Consider the following 21050-nt stretch of genomic DNA (forward strand, 5'->3'; position numbering starts at 1 on the left):
ACTATGACAGAACTAACGCTCGATGAGGTAACGAAGGTATTCAACGAAGGCAGCGGTAACGAGGTCGTCGCGGTCGACAGCGTGGATGTCACGATCGACGACGGCGAGTTTCTCGTCCTCGTCGGTCCGTCCGGCTGCGGGAAGTCGACGACGCTCCGGATGATCGCCGGCCTCGAGACGATTTCCGACGGCGAGATTCGCCTGGGCGACCGGCTCATCAACGACGTCTCGCCGGCCGACCGGGACATCGCGATGGTGTTCCAGTCGTATGCGCTGTACCCGCACATGACCGTCCGACAGAACATGAGCTTCGGGTTGGAGGAGTCGACCGAGATGCTCGATGACGAAATCGCGGCCATCGTCGAGGAGACGGCCACGATGATGGGCATCGAAGAACTGCTCGATCGCAAACCCTCGGAACTCTCGGGCGGCCAGCAACAACGGGTGGCGCTCGGCCGTGCCATCGTCCGTGACCCGGACGCGTTCCTGATGGACGAGCCGCTGTCGAACCTCGACGCCAAGCTCCGTGCAACGATGCGGACGGAACTGCAGCGGATCCAGGAGGACCTCGGTGTGACGACGGTGTACGTCACGCACGACCAGACGGAAGCGATGACGATGGGCGATCGCATCGCCATCCTCAACGACGGCGTGCTCCAGCAAGTCGGCACGCCGCTCGAGTGTTATCACACGCCGAACAACCGATTCGTCGCCGGGTTCATCGGCGATCCGTCGATGAACTTCTTCGACGTGACGCTGTCGGGCGACTCCTTGACAAACGAGAGTGTCACGTATCCGCTCCCGGACGAAATCCGAGCGTCGCTCGACGAGGCGACGAATTTCACGCTCGGCGTCCGGCCCGAGGATATCGAGTTCCACGACAAGCAGACCGCGTTCGGCGACCACAACTTCGAATGCGTCGTCGACGTGGTCGAACCGGTCGGGGAATCGAACAACGTCTACCTCCGATTCGCCGACGACGACAGCCCGGATCCGGAGATGTTCATCGTCACTATCAGCGGGATGCGAAACGTCTCGAGCGGCGACCGCGTCGTCGCCACGATTCCGCCAGAGTCGATACACCTCTTCGACGAGCGCAACGGGCACGCCCTCAAGAACCGCTCTCTCGGCGACGTCGACGGTGTCGCCTCAACCTGAGTTCCCGGTTCGGAACCTCGTGAGGGGCCATCGACCTCGTCGCTGACGGCAGTCGAAGCGGACTCTCCTGTGATCCGCGCAGTCGATCTCAGTGTTCCACCGAGCCGAAAACGTAACGCTGCTTCACCCGAGAGTGACTGCCGTGACACTCCCCGGCGTCTCGGCGACGGGGCCGGACCTCCTTCGGCTCGTCGCCATTCCCGTCTTCGCGTGGGTCGCAGTTCGAGACATCAAGACGAGACGTGTCTCGAGTACCGTCTGGGTCCCTCTCTCCCTTCTCGGCACGCTGGTGCTAGTATGGGACGGTTGGCTTGCCTGGACCGCCGGCGGGGACGGCTGGACCGTGGGTTTCCTCGTACCGACGGCGATCAGTCTGGGGCTTGTCGTCCCGATCGCGTACCTGTTCTGGTGGTTCGGCGGCTTCGGTGGGGCCGACGCGAAAGCGCTACTCGTACTGGCGGTGCTGTTTCCGACGGTTCCCGAATACACGCTCGGCTCGGTGACGGTTCCGCTCGAGCCGATACCGATCGGGGCATACTCGTTTTCCATTCTGACCAACGCCGTTCTCGTCGGTATCGCCCTGCCCGTCGTTCTCGCCGTTCGAAACGCTGCCGCGGGCCGGATCTCCCCGATCATGATCGTCGGCTGGCCAGTCTCCTGGGAGCAGATTCCGACGACCCACGGTCAGTTGCTCGAGGCGCCGACGGGACTCACTCGCGGTGGACTCGATCTCGACGCCCTGCGGATGTATCTCCGCTGGCGAGGACTCTCGCTTTCGGACCTGCGCAAGTGCCCCGATCGATACCGCAATCCGGCAACGGTGCCCGCCGAACCGAACCCACCGACCGACGGCGCGGTGACCGCAGAGACGAACACTCGAGGCGACGGCGGAGCGCTCGAGCAGCCCGACAGGAACTGCGCTTCGGAAGCGACCCGCGAGACGGCGGAATTCGAGGACCCGTGGGGGGCCAAGGCGTTCCTCGACGATATCGAGGGATCGGCATACGGGACGGCCCCGGGAACGCTTCGCGACGGCCTCGAAGTCCTCGTGACCGAGGAGACGGTCTGGGTCTCGCCGGGGACGCCGTTTCTCGTGCCGGTGTTCGCCGGACTGGTGATCGCGCTGGTTTACGGCGACCTGCTGTTGGGGACCCTGTTCTAACTCAGCGGAACCGATCGTACAGCGGTACGAGGACCGTCCAGAAGAAGACGAAGGCAACGCCGACCCCGATCAAAACCAGCCACGGCTCGCCACGGCCCATCGGAGGCCCCCTCGAGAGGAGGACGAACGTGCCCGCGAACAGCAGACAACAGACGAGGACGCTGCCGAGTTCGACGGCCGTGGTAATCGGATGTCGTCGGAACTGGGCCACGAAACCGGCGATAGTCATACGAGGTATACGCGAGAGTCGCGCGCGGCCGGTAAAAACGTCCCGGCGCTCGAGCACGTGTGACCGTCGAGTCGGTGCCGAACGAGTCGGTGTGGAACGCGCTCTCAGAAGCGGTTCTCGGACGCGGTTATCGACCGGTGCGTCAGAAACGGATTGCGGCCCCGTTAGGCTCGAGACTCGATCTTGCCGGCGATCTCGTCGAGTTCGTCGTCCGAAAGCTCGGGAAGGTCTCCAACGACGCCGTGGATCGGGCCGCCGCCGTCGCCCTCGAAGCGGGGCACGATGTGGCAATGGACGTGGGGCACCTCCTGGCCCGCGGCTTCACCGTTGTTGAACGCGACGGTGGTCGCGTCGGCGTCGACCGCTTCTTCGACGGCGGGGACCATGCGGTGGATCGTCGCGTAGAGATTCGTCACGAGGTCGTCGGGGACGTCGTTCAGCCGCTCGTACTCGTCTTTCGGAATCACCAGCGTGTGGCCGGGGGCCAGCGGATTGGCGTCGAGAAAGGCCATCGTCGTCTCGTCTTCGTACACGACTCGAGCGGGGATCTCCCCCTCGACGATCTTGCTGAAGATCGTACTCATACGCGAATATGTGTCGGCTCGTCGTAAGTAGCTTACTCGCTGCATGGCGTTTCGCTCGTCCTGCGGTGCCGACCGGTCGGACGGGTGCGGGAATTCCGTCCCTCGATGGTCGTCTCCATCTGGACGAGAATTGTGTCCTTTTTCGGCGGAATTCGTACGAAACTGAACGTGGTGAGAAAAATACTGAAAAGACTATATCTGTTGCCGAAGTATGCGACACGATTGCTCGGTCCGCTCGGTAACTCCCGGCGTACTGATAGGGACAGTGACCGGGCGACGGCGCAAAGCGGCGCACTCGTTGGTGGTTCATAGCATGGTAGAGGTACTGTACGCGATAGAGCGACCGTTCATGCGGAAGACGTTCGAAGCGATCGACCGGCACGTGGACGTCGAGTCGGCGTACATTCCGGTTCGAGCGGACGCGCTGAATTGCAGCGACCACATTACGGAAATCGAGGTGCAGAACCCCGATGCGGTCGACAAGAACGTGCGATCGATCGATCCCGCCGTCGTCGTCTACAACCACCGATTCGGTATCGATCGGTTCACCTTCTACGAGGAGTATCCGCTCGTCCACGTTCGACACGGCGCGTCGATCGGTCGTGGTGAGATCGAGGTCACGTCGAAGACGATTCTCGAGCACGTCGACGCCGCGCTCGCACCCGGGGAACGCTGGGCGCGAGCGTACCGCGCCGCCGCACCGCCGGACGTTCGGATCGCCGTCGTCGGCGTCCCGGAAGCCGACGCGCTGGTCGATGCGCCGGCGCCTCGAGCGCGCCGGGTGCTGTACGCGCCGACCAACTATCAGGTCGGCCGAGGCACGTACGCGAACACTGCCCGCTCGATCATCGAGTGCTTCGCCGATACGGCGTACGAACTTCTCTTTCGCCCCCATCCGACCGATAGGCGCGAAGGACCGGGTCTCCCCGTTACTCGTGAGTGCCGAGAGCTAATCGCCGACGTATCGAACGTCGTATTCGATACGGCCACGACGCCCGTCGAGAGCATGCGTCGATCGGACGTCCTCATCTCGGATTACTCAGGCTCGATCACAGAGTGGCTCCACACGGGCCGCCCGCTCGTTCAACTGACGAATATCGACGCACTGGACCGCGAAATCCCCCGTATCGGCGTCACGACAGACGCGTTCGGCCTCGAACTCGTCGACGATCTATACAGAAACGGCGCCCCTCCGACCGTGAAGCGGCGCCAGGCGTCGTGGCTTCAGTTTCTCGGCATTCCGATGGACGGACGAGCCAGCGAGCGCGCCGCGAGGGAGGTGTGCCAATGCACGGTGTGATTCTGGCCGCGGGCCGGGGCCGACGGATGGGACACTACACCGACGACCTCCCGAAAGCGTTCCTCGAGTTCGACGGTCGGACCCTGTACGACAGACAGCGCGCCCTGCTCGATCCACACGTCGACGGAACGAGCGTCGTGCTGGGATATCACCACGAGACAGTTCTCGACAGGTATGAGCCCGAGGATCCGATCGTTCTCGGGGCGTGGGCCAGCTACGAGAACGCCGCGTCGTTACTGCTCGCCCTCAGACGAATCGACGACGACATACTGGTTCTGAACGGCGACGTGCTCGTCGACGAACGCGAAATTGATCAGCTCGCGGCGGAGTTCGACGCTCTGTCGGGCCGTTTCAACATCGTCGGGTGTATCCCCGGACTGCAGGACTCGGAGACGGCGATTCGCTGGGACGATTCTGGACGCGTGACGGCCTACGGGCTCATCAAAGGTCACCAGCACGCCGGATTTGGCATCGTGAGCCGCCACCATCGGTCGTCGGCAATCCGAATTCTGCGCGAACGGCTCCACGACTGGTATCCCTGCGTGTACCCGCGGACGCCGACACGACCGCTGTTGATCCCGGCCGACCGACACATCGAGATCAATCGACCGCTCGACCTCGAGCGGGCTCGAGCGTGGCTCTCATCCGAGCGGATTCAGTGTGCGTGATCGGCGGTCAATGAGGGGGAATCGACCGCCTCGGACGCGACGACCTCAAGCGGCGATGATACACGGTCGTCTACCACCGGACGTTCACTGACGTGATGGTCACCATCCGAGAACATTCTGTACAAACGTCATGGAAACGATCGGGAACCACAATATTGATAGCTGTTGCCTGATGGGAACCCGATAGATGGAGATTATCGGCCATCGTGGCTGTGCAGATCAGTTCCCGGAAAATACCCTCCTCGCGATCCGCGAAGCTGCCCGACGGCTTCCCGCAGTCGAGATCGACGTTCGACGGTGCGAGTCGGACGAACTCGTGGTGTTCCACGACGAGACCCTAGAGCGCGTCACCGACGCGGACGGCCGCGTCGCCGAGACGTCCTGGTCAGACCTCACCGAACTCACTGTCCTCGACTCCGGGGAACCGATTCCCCGTCTCGAGACAGTGCTACATGCCATTCCGGACGGGACGACCGTGCAGATGGAACTCAAAGAAACGGGTCTCGCCGCCGACGCGATGCAACTCGCGATGGCGGCCGGCGCAGACGTCCGCGTCACGTCGTTTCTTCCCGACGCTCTCGCGGAAGTACAGGCAAGCTGTCTAGACGTTCCGAACGGTCTCCTCTTCGGTGAAGAGCCCGATACCAACCTCTCTCGAGCCGTCGATCTGGAGTGTACCCACGTGGGTCCGCATTACGATCTCTGCATCGACACCGACGTCGTTTCCGCGGCACGCGACCACGGACTCGACGTCATCGCCTGGAAGGCGGCGCGAACGGTCGACGACGTGCGCGCCCTGTACGAGGCCGACGTCGATGGGGTCACCGCAGATCGGTGGGACGTTTCGCCACCCTCGCTCGCAGCAACTGCCGAACCACAGCGGCTGTAGCGATCCGATATGCGAATTCGGGCCGCGCGACTCGGCTTCGGCGCGGTCCGTCGGCTATCCGTCGACTCAGCGACGGATCTCGTCGAGTGTGTCCCGAATCGCCTTGAGGTACTCCTCCGGCTCGAATCCGAGCCTGGCGATCCAGATGTCCTGATACGACGGGTGCAGAATCGGGACGAGGGAGACCTCGAGTCGCTCACACCACACTGGCTCGAGGACGCGGTCGAGAAAGCCATCGAGTTCGCGCCCCTCGGCCGCGAGTATGGTCGACGTGGCGTGTTTGCCGGTCGCGAGAACGACCGTCGGATCGACGTCGGTGAGTTCGGTTCGCAGGTGGGGTCGGCAGTTCGCCCGTTCCTCGGGCGTCGGTTCGCGGTTCGTTGTCGGGTCGTCCGGGTCGGCCGGGAAACACTTCACCGCGTTCGTGTAATAAGCCTCGTCATCGTAGCCGATTCGCTCGAGCATGCGCCGAATTCGACGGCCGGAGTGACGCGAGGTGTAAGCCTTGCCGGTCCAGTTGCCACCGCGCCAGCGGTCGGCCTCGGGGGTTCCGTAGCCGGGCGCCTCACCGACGACCACGATGTCTGCCTCGAGACTGCCAGTTCCCCACGAAATACACTCCCGAGAGTCGGCCAGTGCCGAACACCGCGAACAGTCCGCCTCGAGAACGTTGCGACTGGCCGGAACGGCAGGTTCGTCGATGCGAGTCGATTCGGGATCGGAGTCGGATGCGGGCACATTCACCCGTCCGTCCGCGATAGCCGAGTGCGAATCGGTTCGGCACGGCCGCAATCGTGCAGTTGCGTCGCACGCGAGGGGACAGGTTTACCTTCGGTGGATGGGTAATAGACCGCTAATGACATCCATCGGTCCGGAACTACTCGCGGAATCGCTGTCGCTGGTCGTCTATACGATCGTCGCCGGGGTATTGACGGTCGGCGGCGTCCTCGTCGAACAGGCGAGCGTCCAGCATCTGGGAGCAGGCGAGGCCATGATCGCGCTGTGGCTCGCCGTGCTCGGCGGCGTCATGCTCTACGCGGGCGCATACGAACTCGGCTACCAGAAGGTTCTCTCGGAATACGTCTAGGCTAAGACGGCTTCGGTCCGGGTGAGAGAGCGGAGACGAGCGACCCGCGATATCGATTCCTCTTTACTCCCGGAGGCGGTTAGGTCGGGTATGAGCAGGTTCGGCGAGGTCGACGACCAGTACGACCCAGACCGACTCGAGCAGCGGATCTTCGAGTACTGGGACGACGTCGACGCCTACGAACAGACGGTCGAGCACCGATCGGACGGTGAATCCTACTTCTTCGTCGACGGCCCGCCGTACACGTCGGGGTCGGCGCACATGGGGACGACTTGGAACAAGTCGCTGAAGGACGTCTACATCCGCTACCTCCGGATGCAGGGGTACGACGTGACGGACCGCCCGGGCTATGACATGCACGGACTGCCCATCGAGACCCGCGTCGAGGAGCGACTTGGATTCGAGAACAAGAAGGATATCGAGGAGTACGGCGAGGAGAACTTCATCGAAGCCTGCAAAGAGTACGCCGAGGAGCAACTCGAGGGACTTCAGTCGGATTTCCAGGATTTCGGCGTCTGGATGGACTGGGAGAACCCCTATCGAACGGTCAGCCCGGAGTACATGGAGGCAGCCTGGTGGGGCTTTTCGAAGGCCGCCGATCGCGGCTTGGTCGAGAAGGGGCATCGCTCCATTTCCCAGTGTCCGCGCTGTGAAACGGCCATCGCGAACAACGAAGTCGAGTACGAAGACGTCGAGGACCCCTCGGTCTACGTGAAATTCGACCTGACGGACCGCGGGGGATCGATCGTCATCTGGACGACGACCCCATGGACGATCCCGGCGAACACCTTCGTCGCGGTCGACGAAGAGGGCGAGTACGTCGGCGTTCGCGCCGAGAAAGACGGTGACGACGAACTCCTGTACGTCGCGGAACCGAAAGTCGAGGACGTCCTGGGTGAGGGCCGCTACGAGGACTACGAAATCGTCGAGGAACGCACCGGCGAGGAGTTGATCGGCTGGTCGTACGAGCACCCCCTGTCCGACGAGGTCCCCGAACATCCGACCCACGAGGGCGCACTCGAGGTCTACGCCGCCGACTACGTCGACGTTCACGGCGATGGGACCGGCCTCGTTCACTCCGCACCCGGTCACGGTGAGGAAGACTTCGAGCGCGGCCGCGAACTCGGGTTCCCGATCTTCTGTCCGGTCGGCGGGGACGGCGTCTACACCGACGAAGCGGGCGTGTACGCGGGACAGTTCGTCAAGGACGCCGACGACGAAATCATGGCGGATCTGGACGACAACGGTGCGCTGCTTGCGTCTGGCACCGTCGAGCACAGTTACGGCCACTGCTGGCGCTGTGACACGGGAATCCTCCAGATCGTCACGGACCAGTGGTTCATCACGATCACTGACATCAAAGACGACCTCCTCGCGAACATCGAGGACAGCGAGTGGCACCCCGAGTGGGCCCGCGACAGTCGGTTCCGCGATTTCGTCGAAGAGGCGCCCGACTGGAACGTCTCCCGGCAGCGCTACTGGGGAATCCCGCTCCCGATCTGGACGCCCGAGGATCGAGATGACGACGAGGACATGATTGTTATCTCAACGCGCGAAGAACTCGCGGAGCGCGTCGATCAGGTCATCGACCCCGAGGACGTCGACCTCCACAAGGACACGGTCGACGAATTGACCATCACCGAGGACGGGACGACCTACACGCGCGTTCCCGACGTCTTCGACGTCTGGCTCGACTCTTCCGTCGCGTCGTGGGGGACCCTCGACTACCCCTCTGACGACAGCAAGTTCGACGAACTCTGGCCGGCGGACTTCATCCTCGAGGCCCACGACCAGACACGCGGCTGGTTCTGGTCCCAGCTGGGGATGGGAACCGCCGCGATCGGCGAGATTCCCTATCAAGAGGTGCTGATGCACGGCCACGCGCTGATGCCGGACGGACGGGCGATGTCGAAGTCCAAGGACATCCTGATCGACCCGCACGAGGCGATCGATCGTCACGGCCGGGACGTCATGCGCATGTTCCTGCTGTCGAACAACCCGCAGGGCGACGACATGCGCTTTTCCTGGAACGGCATGCAGACAATGGAGAACCACCTTCGGACGCTATGGAACGTCTTCCGGTTCCCGCTGCCGTACATGCGGTTAGACGAGTTCGATCCGCAGGAAACAGGCCTTTCGAACGTCGACGACGATCTCGAGCTGATCGACGAGTGGGTGCTGGCCCGGCTCCAGTCCACCAAAGCCGAGATGACCGAGCACTTCGAGGACTTCCGACAGGACCGCGCCGTCGACGCGCTCGTCGAGTTCATCGTCGAGGACGTCTCTCGGTTCTACGTGCAGGCCGTCCGCGAGCGCATGTGGGAGGAAGAAGACAGCGCCTCGAAGACGGCAGCCTACGCGACGATCTACCGCGTGCTTCGAGAGAGCGTCACCCTCCTCGCGCCATATGCGCCCTTTATCAGCGAGAAGATCTACGGGACAGTGACCGGCGACGCCGAGTACGATACCGTCCACATGTCCGACTGGCCCGCCGTCGAGGAGTACTGGGTCGACGAACAGCTCGAGGAGGACGTCGCACTCCTCCGGGCGATCGAGGAAGCGGGCGCGAACGCCCGCCAGCAGGCTGGCCGCAAGCTGCGCTGGCCGGTGGCGCGAGTGGTCGTCGCCGCAGACGACGAACGAGTCGTCGAGGCCGTCGAGCGCCACACCAGCCTCCTCGAGGATCGGCTCAATGCGCGCGCGGTCGAACTCGTGGCGCCCGACGACCGATGGGGCGAACTCGAGTACAGCGCGGAGGCCGACATGAGTGAGCTTGGCCCGGCGTTCGGCGACCGCGCCGGGCAGGTCATGAACGCGCTCAACGAGGCTCGCATCGACGAGCCGACCCTCGAATCGATCGAGACTGCCGTCGACGACTACCTCGAGGACGACGAATCCATCACTGACGAGATGGTCTCGTTCGTCACCCAGACGCCCGACGGCGTCGCCGGCACCGCGTTCGGTACCGACGGCGACGACCGCGGCGTGGTCTACGTCGACGTCTCGCTAACCGACGACATCGAGAGCGAGGGCTACGCCCGCGAGGTCATTCGCCGCGTCCAGGAGATGCGCAAGGACCTCGACCTCGACGTGGAAGAGCGGATCGCACTCGACCTCGACATCGACGACGTTCGGGTCGCCGAGCTGGTCGCCGAGCGCGAGGACCTGATCGGTGAGGAGGTCCGCGCCGACGAACTCCGGACGGTCGAAGACGGTCACCGCAAAGAGTGGGACGTCGACGGTGTGACGATGGAAATCGCCATCGAGCCGCTGGCAGCGGCGGAAGCGTCTGACTAGTCGGCGTCGCTCTCGTACCTGTGGTGCTCGTCGGATCGCTCTCAGACAGCGTCGGGTCGATCAATGGCAACCCCGGCGTGGATCTCTCGGGGACCCAGTCGACCGGGCCAGAGGTAGAGTCGATAGACGCTGGCCCGACTTATCGTCCGGAACGACGACGGCCGCGAGACTCGACGGGATGCCAGAGTTCGGCGTTCCGGCGAGTCTCGCGGCCGTCGCAACGGTGCTTTTCGGCGCACTGCAGGCTCGCCGTCGCTGAATCCCGTCCGCCGTCGCTCCTACTCGCATGAGACACCCCCAAACGAAATCGGTCGAGAGCCGCCCGTGGCCGTTTTACTCGAGGTCGACGCGAAATCGGCACGCATCGGCGCCGTCGTCGACGCAGGCTGTCTTCCTGACGGTCGCGTTCGCGTCGAAGGCGATGACGATACCTTCGAGGATGCCGTGAGCCAGTCCACAGTACTGTCTCTTCCGGTGGGTGTCGTAGGAGACGGACGCGTAGTTCCACTTACGCGTACAGGATAGTTCCGGGAGCGCTGCGTCAGCCGTCGCATCGTCGACGTCTTCGTACACGTCCTCGAGCGAGCCGAGGAACCCCGCCAGGTCCCACTCGCGACGGATGTGGGCGCTGAACGTCGAGAGTAGTTGAGGAGCGAGCGACCGGCCGAAATCCCGTTCGATCGTGTATCTGTCCTGTGTCGCCATCGCCGTGAGCGTCTGGAGGATGGCGTCGATTTCCGTGTCGTCGTACCGGCTAACGGGAAGATATAGCTTCGGCTCGATGCCGGATCGCTCGACGATAGTCTCCCAGCTGTCGTCGTCGGCTCGCTCGATAACGTATTCTTTGAGTGATTTGTGGACGATTCCGTGCATCTGGTCCTGGTGCCTCATCACGTCGCCTACTGCGCTTACCTCGTGTCGTGCGACGGGCTAATAACTATGGCAGTGTCAGGCGACTACTTAATGGTTTACTTACAGGTGCGACGCGAGCGTCGGTGCGACCGAGACGGTACTGACGCCTCGTTCGATCGTATCCGTGCCGTAGATTGCCTCGACGCCGGCGCGAGAGAGCTTCGTAACGGCGTTGCGGGCGAGTAGTGGATGGACGCAAGTGACGAACACGCGACCGACGTCTCGATCCTGCAAGACGCCGACGGCTTCGCTCATCGTCGACCCCGTCGCGATGATGTCGTCGACGACGACGACGTCGCGGCCGGTCACGGTGCCGTCCCTCGGAGATATCTCGACCTCGGTGCCGGAGTAACGGGTCTTCTCGAAGTAGTCGATTTCACCCGCGCCGTAGGCATCGCGAGCGGTTTCGGCGAGATCAATCGCGCCCGCGTCCGGCGAGAGGAAAACCGGGTCCTCGAGGTCGTCGGGCAACGGTTCGGCCAGCCGTCCGGCTGCGTCGACCGCCGTCGCGGTCGGATCGAAGTACTCGCAGACGGCTTCTTCGTGGGGATTGACGGTCACTACGTGGTCCGTGCCGGTCGAAATGGCCCGGGCGACCGCACGGGCAGACACGGGATGACCCGCCTCGAACGCCTCGTCCTGCCGACCGTATCCCATGTACGGCAACACGGTGACGACCTCCTCGACGCCGGACGCGCGGACGGCATCCTGTAGCTGAAGCACCTCGAGATGGGCGTCGCTCGAAACCGTCGCGGCGACGATCACCGCTCGCTCCGGGCGTGTGTCGGCGACGCCGGGGACGGCGGCCAGCAGTTCGCCGTCGGGGAAGCGGTCGTACTCGACGGCTGCGAGCGGTTCCTCGAGTTCGCGCGCGAGCGCCGCGGCGAGGGCCTGCGACGCGGATCCGCTAACGATCATAGTCGGTGGGACAGCCCGGGGATTAAACCAGTTTTCGTTCTTCCGGCCGCTTGCCGCAGGATTTTCGACGCAACGGGCAGAATCAGATTCTGTATAGTAGCGGGCCAAAACTATGGATTGCGCTGCTACTCACTATCAGGCGAGTTCGCGCCCGTCGACCGCCGGAGCCGCCGTTGCAGGAATCGCCACCCCGGTTACGTCCATGACTCCGAGCGATCGTGTCCGCCAGCCGTCGTCGATCGCAGACAGAAACATTCCTCGTTCCGTGACGGCGTAGACGGTGTCGCCGTAACCGAACCCGACGATCCTATCGTCCCCATCGGGAATGCCTTCCCGAGTAGCCCACTCCCCGTCGGTTTCGTACTCGTAGAGTTCGTCGCCCGAGACGGCGTGTGCGCGCTCGAGTCTACCACGCCGCGAGCGCGGATCCGCCGCGACTGTCTCGAACGCGCCCTCGAGTGCGTTCATCCAGCCGTTACCGAGTTTGTAGAGCCCGTTCCCGGTGGCGGCCAGCGGAACGCCGGCGGCCGAGAGGTCCCGAACGTCCGTCAGTCCGACGTGATCGAGTCCACCGTCGTAGACGCGGTAGACGCCACGATCTGTGCCGATCAGGTCGCCGTCGATCGCTCGCACTGCCGTGTCGGGGCCCGACTCGAGGATCGTCCACTCGTCGGCCTCGGCCGGCAGGCGCGCGATCCGACCGTCCGGACCGGCCGCAAGCAACTCTTCGCCGTCGAAGCCGACGGCGACGGCCGGACCGAACCCCGTTTCGACGAACGTCTCACCGCCACCTGCGACCGGCACGTCGCCAGTGGCGCCGGCGTCGAGTTCCGTCTCGAGCGCGACTACCCGGACGTCCTCGTCGGTCGCGACGGCGACGCGGCGGCGGGTCGCCGCGACGCCTCGGGCGGCACAGCGTTCGCAGAGCCCGAACTCACCGACGGTGTCGCCTGCGACGCGGACGCGAACGACGCCGTTCGCGCTCGCGACGTAGGCAGTGATCGCCCCCTCTTGGTCGCCGAAGACGCGTTTCTCCTCGATCGAGTTCATACGTGATCGTCGCGGGGCCGGGCCGAAAACGTTCCGTCCTGCGGGGACGGCGCTTCGGAATCCCTTTGGGGAGTCCGGACAGACTAGGGAGTGATGCAAGTCTTCGGATCGAGTGGGACGCGAGGCGTCGCCAACGAGGAACTGACGCCCGCGTTCGTCCTGCGAGTCGCGAAAGCGGCCGGGACGACCTGGGACGGCGATCGCGATGGGAATCGGGTCGCGATCGCCCGCGACACTCGCCACACCGGACAGATGCTGGCCGATGCGGCCGCCAGCGGACTGGCGAGTACGGGTGCCGACGTCGACCGTCTCGGAATCATCCCCACGCCAGGGGCACAGGCCTACGCCGAACGGGAAGGGGTCCCCGTCGTCGTCATCACGGCCTCGCACAACCCGCCGCAGTACAACGGGGTCAAACTCGTCGGCAGCGATGGCGTGGAACTCTCGGTCTCGGCGCTCGAAGCGATCGAAGAAACGCTCCTCGCCGAGTCGTTTACCGTCGCGCCCTGGGACGAGACGGGTCGCGTTCACGATATCGAGGGGGCGGGGCGCGAATACGTCGACGAACTCCTCGCCGCCACCGATCGAGCGGCGATCGCCGACGCAGACCTCACTGTAGCACTCGATCCGGGTCACGGAGCGGGATCGCTGATCAGCCCCACGTTCTTCCGCAAACTCGGCTGTCGCGTCGTCACCGTCAACAGCCAGCCCGACGGCCACTTCCCCGGTCGTGATCCCGAACCCATCCCCGACAACCTCGCCGACCTGGGCCGACTCGTCTGCGCGACCGACGCCGACGTCGGCATCGCCCACGACGGCGACGCCGACCGCGCCATCTTCTTCGACGAAAACGGCGAGTACGTCGAAGGCGATGCGACCCTCGCCGCGCTCGCCGCCGCCGAACTCGAGGCCGGCGACACCACAGTCTCCGCGGTCAACGTCTCCCAGCGGCTCGTCGACGTCGTCACCGACGTTGGCGCCGACATCGAATTGACGCCCATCGGCTCGACAAACATCATCACGCGCATTCAGGAACTCGAAGCCAGGGGCGAACGAGTGCCGATCGCGGGCGAGGGCAACGGGGGTATCTTCTTCCCGAATTACCGGCTCGCGCGCGACGGGGCCTACACGGCCGCGAGCTTTCTCGAGTTGGTCGCCGATCGGCCGGTCAGCGTGATCGTCGCGCCGTTCGACGGCTACGTTAACGTTCGACGAAACGTCGAGTACGAGTCGACGGCCGAACGTGACGCGATGCTCGACGCGGCAGCCAACCAGGCCCAGATCGCCGAGGCGGAGCTCAACACTCGTGACGGCTACCGGCTGGATTACGGCGACGCCTGGGTGCTCGCTCGACCCTCCGGCACCGAACCACTCGTCCGAATCTACGCCGAAGCTCGCGACGGTGATCGGGCCACGGATCTCGCCGACGACATGTACGAGGCGCTCGCCGACGCGAAAGCCGACGCTTGATACGGACTACTGTAAGCCATTGCCGGTGCAACCGCGACCGTCCTGCGGGTGCACCGGTACATCGGTACAGCAGACCGTATGAGTCGGTGTTTCGTTCTCGAGTGATTTTCACAAGAAAACGTTGCAACGTATCGGATTGCCGTTTTTTCTGTTTGCCAAGACCAAAGCGGTGATTCTACGGATGATTTCGACGCGAGATTTCCGTCCGCGAGCCACGTGCAATAACAACCGGTCCATCTGGACGTACGGATTCTGTATCAATCGGCGAGGCGTCTATCGATTCGTCTGATTTGAGTGCCTCGTCTGTAGCGGTCCGACTTAATTGTACGAAAGATTCTCCGTTCGGGTTGTAAATATTTTTCGATAAAAATAAATAAGTAATCTGCTGCAGTAGATTCATTGGTGCATGGTAGCAATAGTTATGCTACAAAGCACTCGTCACAGAAGCGGAGCAGGGGTGAAAATCATGGCCAATGCTCACAAACTCGATTGTGAAGCGGTATCGGATACGTGCCGTTTCATCATTCAATCGGAAGACGAAGAAGAAGCGGTCGAATTGGCTCAGAAACACATGAAGAATGTCCACGGCCAAGAGTACACGGGCGACGAACTTCGGGAGGAATATCTGCAAGTCGTGTGAACTACCCTGCCCTACCGCGCTCGGGCTTACCCAGCCCTCGCTTGTTAAGGACAGGGCTTCCTGCTTCGGTGTCGGAACGTGCAGGGAACGTCCCCACAGCGTCCACAAGACGCGGAGCGTCTCGTGCGGCCCGGCAGAACGCTGTTGGCGTTCTGCGGACGGTTCCAGACTCCACAGGCGGCTTCCCTTGACAGGTGGTTCGGAGTGTCCCACTCCTACCGGTTGGACACTCGGCCACAACCGTCGATGCACGCTTGTTGTCGCGTTTGAACACCGCCGGAGGCGTGGTGAGCATCTTATTCTCACTTTCTACCGAAGGATAATAAAGGTGCCGATTCACACGAAACCAAGACGTGCGGGCGTTGTATCCCCTCCCTGCTCGCTTCGCTCGCTGAGGAAGGGGGCTTAGCGCCCTCAATTACAGCTAACGACCGGTGGCGAGGTCGAGTATCGATTTCTATTTTGTAGCGTATGGTCTCACAGATGTCATCAATTTTTGATCGTCATTGGCTAATTTCGGGTGTTCGCAGTTCATAGTTAGCATGTGATTTCGTCCACACCGAGGCTAGTTCGTTAGATCTTGAATCGACCGAAGACGGACTCGTCGAGAAGTCGAGGACTGAAATCGAGTCCGACAGTCCCTCGAGTTGTCGGGGTGTCGAAACCGTGCTCGGATCAGTACGTGGCCGTCTACCTGTTCGGTACACCCGATAACCGGATGAGGACCGCAACGGAGCCACCGTATCGGAACGGATCGATCGGGGTCAGGGGTCCATTTCAGGCGTTCTGAACGGCCTCGCTCAGTTCGTCGTAGTCGGGTTCGTTCGTCGGGTCGTCGGCTTCCCATTCGTATGTCACAGTCCCCTCGTCGTCCAGCACGTATACGGCCCTGTTGGCGGCCTCGTACAGGCCCAGGTCGGGGATGTCGATCAAGAGATCGAACGCCTCGATCGTGTCGCCGTTCATGTCACTGACGAGGTCGAACTCGAGGTCGTACTCGGACGCGAACGCACCCTGGGAAAACGGCGAGTCGGCGCTGATTCCGAAGACTGTCGCATCGGCGTCCGTGAACCGATTGAGATTGTCCTGCAGGGCGACCATCTCGTTCGTACAGGGCGGCGTGAACGCCCCCGGAAAGAATGCGAGCACGACCGGTCCATCGCCGAGATGATTCTCGAGGTCGAACGTCTCGTGGTCGCTGCCCTTGTACGTCGCCGTGAACGTCGGTGCACTGTCGCCTGTCGAAACCATGGCACGAACTCGTACCCTCCTCAGCGTCCTAAATCCCCGGCCGTACTGGTTCGGTATTCCGAACGGTGTCTCGCCACGTTTCGTGAACGTCCGTCAACCGAAATCATTCACAATTTCTGCCTATATCCGTGATTAAATGCGGGGTATTAGCAATAGATATAAGTTACTATGGAGAAACAATCCAGTCTGAAGTTCGTTTCCGAATGCGAGAGGGCACGCGCGGTACGAAATGCCCCGGGTGGTGAAACACCGGAGACGATGCCTGGAAAGAACACCTGCTTTGCGAGTATTATTTCTCATATTGTATCGAGATATAAACGTCCCGCACGAGCGTCGAATCGACCACTACGACCAGCGATAGCACCGTTTTTCCGGTTATCGGACACGACGCTCGGTGGTCGGCGTGACGGATGAGGACACCGACGCCGACGACGCTCCCACCAACGACCTCGAGTCGTCGGCCCCCACGTGCCCGCGCTGTGGTGAGCGAGTGTACCGAACGATCACGACCGGTCCGCTTTCCGGATCCGTCCGCCCCTGTGGCTGTGCGGTTCTCCCGTGCGCCCTGAAGCGCGACGGCGAGTAGCGACTTCCGCCGCTCGTCCTCGAGAGCGGATTCGCCTTCGAGACGGCACCTCGAGGCGAAAACTGGTAGATCACGACTGATCGTAACCGAACTCGAGAATGAGACTCTAATCGGCCGAAAGACGGTTCTGACTGACGCAAACGTTATATATGTCAGTATTGTAGTGGGAATTAGGTGGTCAGAAATGGGACGAACTTCGTTCGAAGCGAACCACGGAGAGGAACTTACGCTCACGGTTGATGATAGAGGACGAGTGACCCTGCCGAAAGAGGTCCGGGACCGGTTAGGAATCGAATCGAACGATGAGATTCCTGCGACCCTCGTTGGATCCGTTCTCGAAATCAATCCGAAACCGAGTTCGAAGCTAGAGACGGCAACGGCAGGCCGAGATGACTGGGAGAACACGACACCGACCGATGCCGGAGAAACGCTCTTCGGGCCGATGGATCGGTAAAGTGGCGCCGATGACTGATTCTCTCCCGACTGAGGTGACGATTCTTACGGACGTGAACGTGCTCGCAATAGGGCTCACGGATGATCATCCCGCGCATGACGATGTGTACCCATGGATCCAGAACGTACTCGATGGGCCGAACGTCTTGCTCGTGTTCGATTATTATCCGCTCCGAGCGCAGTATCTCATGACGAGCAATTTCGGCGTGGATGCGGTTGCTGCTCGGAATGCGATCCAATCGCTCGTCCGCAGCCCCGCACGAATTGTGGGCGCCACTGAGACGACGCTTCTCGAAGCATACGAGATTAGCGCCGAGAAAAATCACGACGTGTATGATTCGTTCATCATCACTCTCGCGCGGACGTATGATGCCGATTACTTGATAACGACCGACAGCGATTTTGACGACCTTTGCGACGGCGAAGACGTGAAATACGTCAACCCAATCTCGACTGAGAAACGCGAGAAGCTAACACTCATCGACGGGTAGTCGCCCGAGCGTTATCCGTCTGGCTTGTACTGAGTGATTGGCGTACCCTGTGGACGTCTCGGGTCTGCAAGCTGCGCCCCTCATATCGTCGAGCCCAGCCTCGGCGACAACGTGTTCAAACGGTGCGCAGACCACTCTCGCTCTCTGGAACGGCCCCGGCGCCTACACCGGGGAGGTGGTCACTCGGCAGGGCCGGCAAAACATATCACCATCCCAAGGTTTCAATGAGCTCATTCTGCCGGATTCGCTCCCAGTTGCTCGAGGAACGAGAGTGTATCGTATAGTTGCCAAATCTCGAGTGAACTACCCCGCCCTACTCGTCGCCTTTGGCGACTCCTTGAGGGCAGGGCTTCCTGCTTCGACGACGCGACTTGCAGATACGGGAACTGTATCCACAGCGGTCGCAGTCTCCACAGGCGTTGCTTCGGAGTGAACCACTCCTAGGTTCTCCAGACCACGCGACTGGATGTTCAACGCCGCGTTCCAATCCCTGTCCAATTCGAACCCACACGACGGACACGAGTGTTCGCGGACCCACAACGGCTTCTCAGTCTCCATACCACACGACGCACACTCCGTTGTCGTCCCATGTGGGTGAACCTCAATGACGTGACACCCGTTCTTCCGACCGTGATGTTTCAGAATCGTACTGAAGTTTCGCCAGCCGACTTCGGCCTTGTTCCGCGCGTTGCCACTGCATTCAAGCAGTGACGTCACGTTCAGGTCTTCGACGAACACGGCATCGTGCTCGGTCGTGTAATAGTGCGCGAGTTTGTGTTTATAGTCTCGCTTCTTGTTCGACATGCGAGCATGGATTTCAGCGACTCGCCGCCGTTGCGTCTCCCAGTTGTTCGACTCGTATTGCTTGCGAGAAAGCGAACGCTGCTCACGTTCGAGGCGTTTTCGCTCGTCGGATAAGTCAAGACGTCCGACGGAGCGTCCGTCCGAATCCTGGACGAAGGTGAGAACGCCGAGGTCGATCCCAACCGTGTCTTCCGGCTCAATGTCAGCTGAGTCTGGTTTCTCTGGCGTGTCGGTGCTGATGCAGAACGAAGCGTACCACGCTCCAGTGGGTTCTTTCTTCACCGTGACTTCTTTGATAGCATCGTGGTCGGGAAGGTCACGGTGAAGTCGGAGTGGGATTTCGATGGTTTCACCACGAACTTTTGTGAGTCGGAGTATCGCTCGGTCTCTCGGGCCACTCTTCGTGTCGAGTTCGAAGCCCGATTGCCGGTACGTGAAACTCCGATACTCACGCGGTGACTTCCAGTTCAGCGAGCCAACGTCGTATCCCTTGGCTTTGAGTGTGCCGAGGTTGGTGATGTTGGTTCGGATACGCTCGACAGCTTTCTGCAAGACGGTGGAGTAGACCTGTTTGAGGTCAGTTCACTGTTGTTTGAGTTCTGGCAGTTCATCTCGGACGTGCCAGACACGCTGTCGAAGCGTCCCCTCGTCTTCTGGTATCTCGGTGAATTCGTGGAGGGCGTGGTTGTAGAGTTGTCGCACGGTGTCACGAGTCCAGTCGAGACTCTCCCGTTGGGTGGTGGTGGGAAAGAGACGGTATCGTGGACTGTACTCCATGCGACTTGTTTTCGTCTATGAATTGTGGTTTATTAAGCGTTTGTGAGTAACGGTGTGTGACGATCGTGCGGGTGCTGTATCCCCGCCCTCCTCGCTCCCGTCGGTCGCTCCTCGAGGACGGGGGCGTAGCACCCTCTCTTTCAGCTAACCGTCCGTCCTCGATTCGATCGAACTCCATGCCGATTACCTCGAACTCCTGGCCGGTCGGCTCGAGCCCCGGGCGCCCGGGCAATCGTCCCTCGAAGGTCCCACTGGCCGTGTAACGAACTGCTACGAGGTTACCTTCCCCGATGATCGAGTCGATCGTAACGCTGAAATCCGGGAAGGCGTCCCCGAATACTCTGACGTACTCTTCGTACGCCTCGCGGCCGCGAATCACCCGAGACCCACTAATATCGTACAGCACGACGTCGTCGCTCACCTGCTCGTCGAGCACTTCGAGAGTGCCCTCGTTGTACACGTCGAACGAGGCTCGCCGTACGATCGTTTTGTTCCCCTGTTCCCCGGGAGTTCCTTCCACTCCAGCCTGGTCGCTGGCGCTCGCGGAGGTCATCATCCCGAGTGCACCCATCGTGATCGCGCCGTCTTTCAGTAGCGTTCGGCGAACTAGCCCGTCTGCTGCGTGCGGTTTGTCGGTCATGGTGTCATCCCGCGTGGTGTGGGAGCGATCCCAACCACGATCAGAGACAGGAGAGGGTTTTCGAAGCTGTGGAGAATACGACGGAGCACGTACTATCTCCATCGGACGTACGCGACCGGCAAAGCGTCGTCGAACCCACGGCACGGGGTCGCCCTCGCCGGAGCGACAGGAACCGTCCGGTGGGAGAATATCGGTCGTGCTGATTCGCGTCGTGCTGCATTCGGGCCTTGAATACGACAGCTCCCGCTCGAGCGACCGAGTCGTTGCCGAGAGCGGCGGCTTAAATCGCGCGGATTCGGGGTCGAACGTATTTGTGCGTGGGGGTGGCAGCGTGGTACATGCCCACAGTTGAATTCGAGGGTGAAACGATCGAAGCCGACACCGGTGACAACCTCCGTCGAACGCTCCTCGATGCCGGACTCTCCCCTCACAACGGGGCAGCCCAGTACGCGAACTGTCACGGCAACGGGATCTGCGGGACGTGCGCTGTCGAAATCGTCGCGGGCGAGGTCGCCGAACCGACGGGCCAGGAGCGCCGCCGTCTCAAGCTCCCACCACACAGCCTCGACTCCGGACTGCGGTTGTCGTGTCAGCTCCCGATCGAGGACGACCTCGTCGTTCGGAAACACCCGGGCTACTGGGGCCAGAAAATCGAAGACGACGATTCGTGACTGCTGCGGGTCA

At 62.0% G+C, this 21050-nt stretch carries 21 protein-coding genes and 1 pseudogene; 13 read left to right on the forward strand and 9 right to left on the reverse strand.

All coding sequences use genetic code 11. The annotated features are described in order from the left end of the window. Positions 1-3: 3 nt before the first annotated feature. Positions 4-1158 carry an ABC transporter ATP-binding protein gene (locus NJU76_RS07330; protein WP_254532115.1) on the forward strand — a complete coding sequence of 385 codons (1155 nt, stop codon included), beginning with the start codon at positions 4-6 and terminating at the stop codon, positions 1156-1158. Between the two features lie 142 nt (positions 1159-1300). Continuing rightward, a complete protein-coding gene (locus NJU76_RS07335; RefSeq protein WP_254532116.1) occupies positions 1301-2320 on the forward strand; it encodes an A24 family peptidase in 1020 nt (339 codons plus the stop codon). A gap of 1 nt (position 2321) precedes the next feature. On the opposite strand, the gene NJU76_RS07340 is transcribed toward NJU76_RS07335, so the two are convergent. Together NJU76_RS07340 and NJU76_RS07345 are read right to left on the reverse strand one after the other, a co-directional pair. After that, on the reverse strand, positions 2322-2549 hold the full coding sequence (locus tag NJU76_RS07340) for a hypothetical protein (protein WP_254532117.1): 228 nt from the start codon (positions 2547-2549) through the stop codon (positions 2322-2324). 164 nt (positions 2550-2713) lie between these two features. Further along, the gene (locus tag NJU76_RS07345; RefSeq protein ID WP_254532118.1) at positions 2714-3133 is read right to left on the reverse strand and encodes an HIT family protein; all 420 of its coding nucleotides are present in this window, start codon (positions 3131-3133) and stop codon (positions 2714-2716) included. A 313-nt stretch (positions 3134-3446) separates the two neighbouring features. On the opposite strand from NJU76_RS07345, the gene NJU76_RS07350 reads away from it, so the two are divergent. The 3 genes from NJU76_RS07350 to NJU76_RS07360 all read left to right on the forward strand — a co-directional run bounded on the left by NJU76_RS07350 (position 3447) and on the right by NJU76_RS07360 (position 5990). Further along, positions 3447-4433, forward strand: a complete 987-nt coding sequence (locus NJU76_RS07350; RefSeq protein ID WP_254532119.1) for a CDP-glycerol glycerophosphotransferase family protein — start codon at positions 3447-3449, stop codon at positions 4431-4433. After that, positions 4421-5101, forward strand: a complete 681-nt coding sequence (locus NJU76_RS07355) for an NTP transferase domain-containing protein (protein ID WP_254532120.1) — start codon at positions 4421-4423, stop codon at positions 5099-5101. Before NJU76_RS07350 ends, NJU76_RS07355 begins: the two co-directional genes overlap by 13 nt. Before the next feature lie 187 nt (positions 5102-5288). Beyond that, positions 5289-5990 (forward strand): glycerophosphodiester phosphodiesterase, encoded by a 702-nt coding sequence (locus NJU76_RS07360; protein ID WP_254532121.1) that lies wholly within the window; start codon positions 5289-5291, stop codon positions 5988-5990. Positions 5991-6056: 66 nt separating this feature from the next. Here NJU76_RS07360 and NJU76_RS07365 read toward each other — a convergent pair whose 3' ends face one another. Next, the gene (locus NJU76_RS07365; RefSeq protein ID WP_254532122.1) at positions 6057-6728 is read right to left on the reverse strand and encodes a uracil-DNA glycosylase; all 672 of its coding nucleotides are present in this window, start codon (positions 6726-6728) and stop codon (positions 6057-6059) included. A 118-nt stretch (positions 6729-6846) separates the two neighbouring features. Here NJU76_RS07365 and NJU76_RS07370 point away from each other — a divergent pair, with 118 nt between their 5' ends. Then, a complete protein-coding gene (locus tag NJU76_RS07370; protein ID WP_254532123.1) occupies positions 6847-7077 on the forward strand; it encodes a DUF8151 family protein in 231 nt (76 codons plus the stop codon). 90 nt (positions 7078-7167) lie between these two features. Then, entirely contained in the window at positions 7168-10374 is a 3207-nt protein-coding gene (ileS, locus tag NJU76_RS07375; protein WP_254532124.1) for an isoleucine--tRNA ligase, read from the forward strand. A 333-nt stretch (positions 10375-10707) separates the two neighbouring features. Here ileS and NJU76_RS07380 read toward each other — a convergent pair whose 3' ends face one another. The 3 genes from NJU76_RS07380 to NJU76_RS07390 all read right to left on the reverse strand — a co-directional run bounded on the left by NJU76_RS07380 (position 10708) and on the right by NJU76_RS07390 (position 13254). Then, positions 10708-11247, reverse strand: a complete 540-nt coding sequence (locus tag NJU76_RS07380; protein ID WP_254532428.1) for a heme NO-binding domain-containing protein — start codon at positions 11245-11247, stop codon at positions 10708-10710. Between the two features lie 99 nt (positions 11248-11346). After that, positions 11347-12204: a ribose-phosphate diphosphokinase gene (locus tag NJU76_RS07385; RefSeq protein WP_254532125.1), complete on the reverse strand. Its 858-nt coding sequence runs from the start codon at positions 12202-12204 to the stop codon at positions 11347-11349. A gap of 135 nt (positions 12205-12339) precedes the next feature. After that, entirely contained in the window at positions 12340-13254 is a 915-nt protein-coding gene (locus tag NJU76_RS07390) for an HVO_0234 family beta-propeller protein (protein ID WP_254532126.1), read from the reverse strand. Positions 13255-13347: 93 nt separating this feature from the next. Between NJU76_RS07390 and glmM the strand changes: the two genes are divergently transcribed. Continuing rightward, positions 13348-14724: a phosphoglucosamine mutase gene (gene glmM / locus NJU76_RS07395; RefSeq protein WP_254532127.1), complete on the forward strand. Its 1377-nt coding sequence runs from the start codon at positions 13348-13350 to the stop codon at positions 14722-14724. 466 nt (positions 14725-15190) lie between these two features. Beyond that, positions 15191-15364, forward strand: coding sequence for a DUF1059 domain-containing protein (locus NJU76_RS07400; protein ID WP_254532128.1), 174 nt, complete (start codon positions 15191-15193; stop codon positions 15362-15364). 777 nt (positions 15365-16141) lie between these two features. Here the strand turns inward: NJU76_RS07400 and NJU76_RS07405 are convergent. After that, positions 16142-16615: a redoxin domain-containing protein gene (locus NJU76_RS07405; protein ID WP_254532129.1), complete on the reverse strand. Its 474-nt coding sequence runs from the start codon at positions 16613-16615 to the stop codon at positions 16142-16144. Between the two features lie 403 nt (positions 16616-17018). Between NJU76_RS07405 and NJU76_RS07410 the strand changes: the two genes are divergently transcribed. From NJU76_RS07410 to NJU76_RS07420, 3 genes are all read left to right on the forward strand, one after another. After that, positions 17019-17201, forward strand: coding sequence for a hypothetical protein (locus NJU76_RS07410; protein WP_254532130.1), 183 nt, complete (start codon positions 17019-17021; stop codon positions 17199-17201). A 184-nt stretch (positions 17202-17385) separates the two neighbouring features. After that, complete coding sequence (locus NJU76_RS07415) at positions 17386-17655, forward strand: AbrB/MazE/SpoVT family DNA-binding domain-containing protein (protein ID WP_254532131.1); 270 nt, start codon at positions 17386-17388, stop codon at positions 17653-17655. A gap of 10 nt (positions 17656-17665) precedes the next feature. After that, the gene (locus NJU76_RS07420; RefSeq protein ID WP_254532132.1) at positions 17666-18145 is read left to right on the forward strand and encodes a type II toxin-antitoxin system VapC family toxin; all 480 of its coding nucleotides are present in this window, start codon (positions 17666-17668) and stop codon (positions 18143-18145) included. Positions 18146-18448: 303 nt separating this feature from the next. Here NJU76_RS07420 and NJU76_RS07425 read toward each other — a convergent pair. Together NJU76_RS07425 and NJU76_RS07430 are read right to left on the reverse strand one after the other, a co-directional pair. Then, positions 18449-19726 (reverse strand): annotated as a pseudogene (locus NJU76_RS07425) (RNA-guided endonuclease InsQ/TnpB family protein). Next, entirely contained in the window at positions 19656-20366 is a 711-nt protein-coding gene (locus NJU76_RS07430; protein ID WP_254532133.1) for an ester cyclase, read from the reverse strand. The pseudogene NJU76_RS07425 and the gene NJU76_RS07430 overlap by 71 nt, the downstream one beginning before the upstream one ends. A 338-nt stretch (positions 20367-20704) precedes the next feature. On the opposite strand from NJU76_RS07430, the gene NJU76_RS07435 reads away from it, so the two are divergent. Further along, entirely contained in the window at positions 20705-21037 is a 333-nt protein-coding gene (locus NJU76_RS07435; protein WP_254532134.1) for a 2Fe-2S iron-sulfur cluster-binding protein, read from the forward strand. Positions 21038-21050: the final 13 nt, after the last annotated feature.

It is taken from the genome of Natrinema gelatinilyticum (assembly GCF_024266705.1).
In the GTDB taxonomy this organism is placed as follows: domain Archaea; phylum Halobacteriota; class Halobacteria; order Halobacteriales; family Natrialbaceae; genus Natrinema; species Natrinema gelatinilyticum.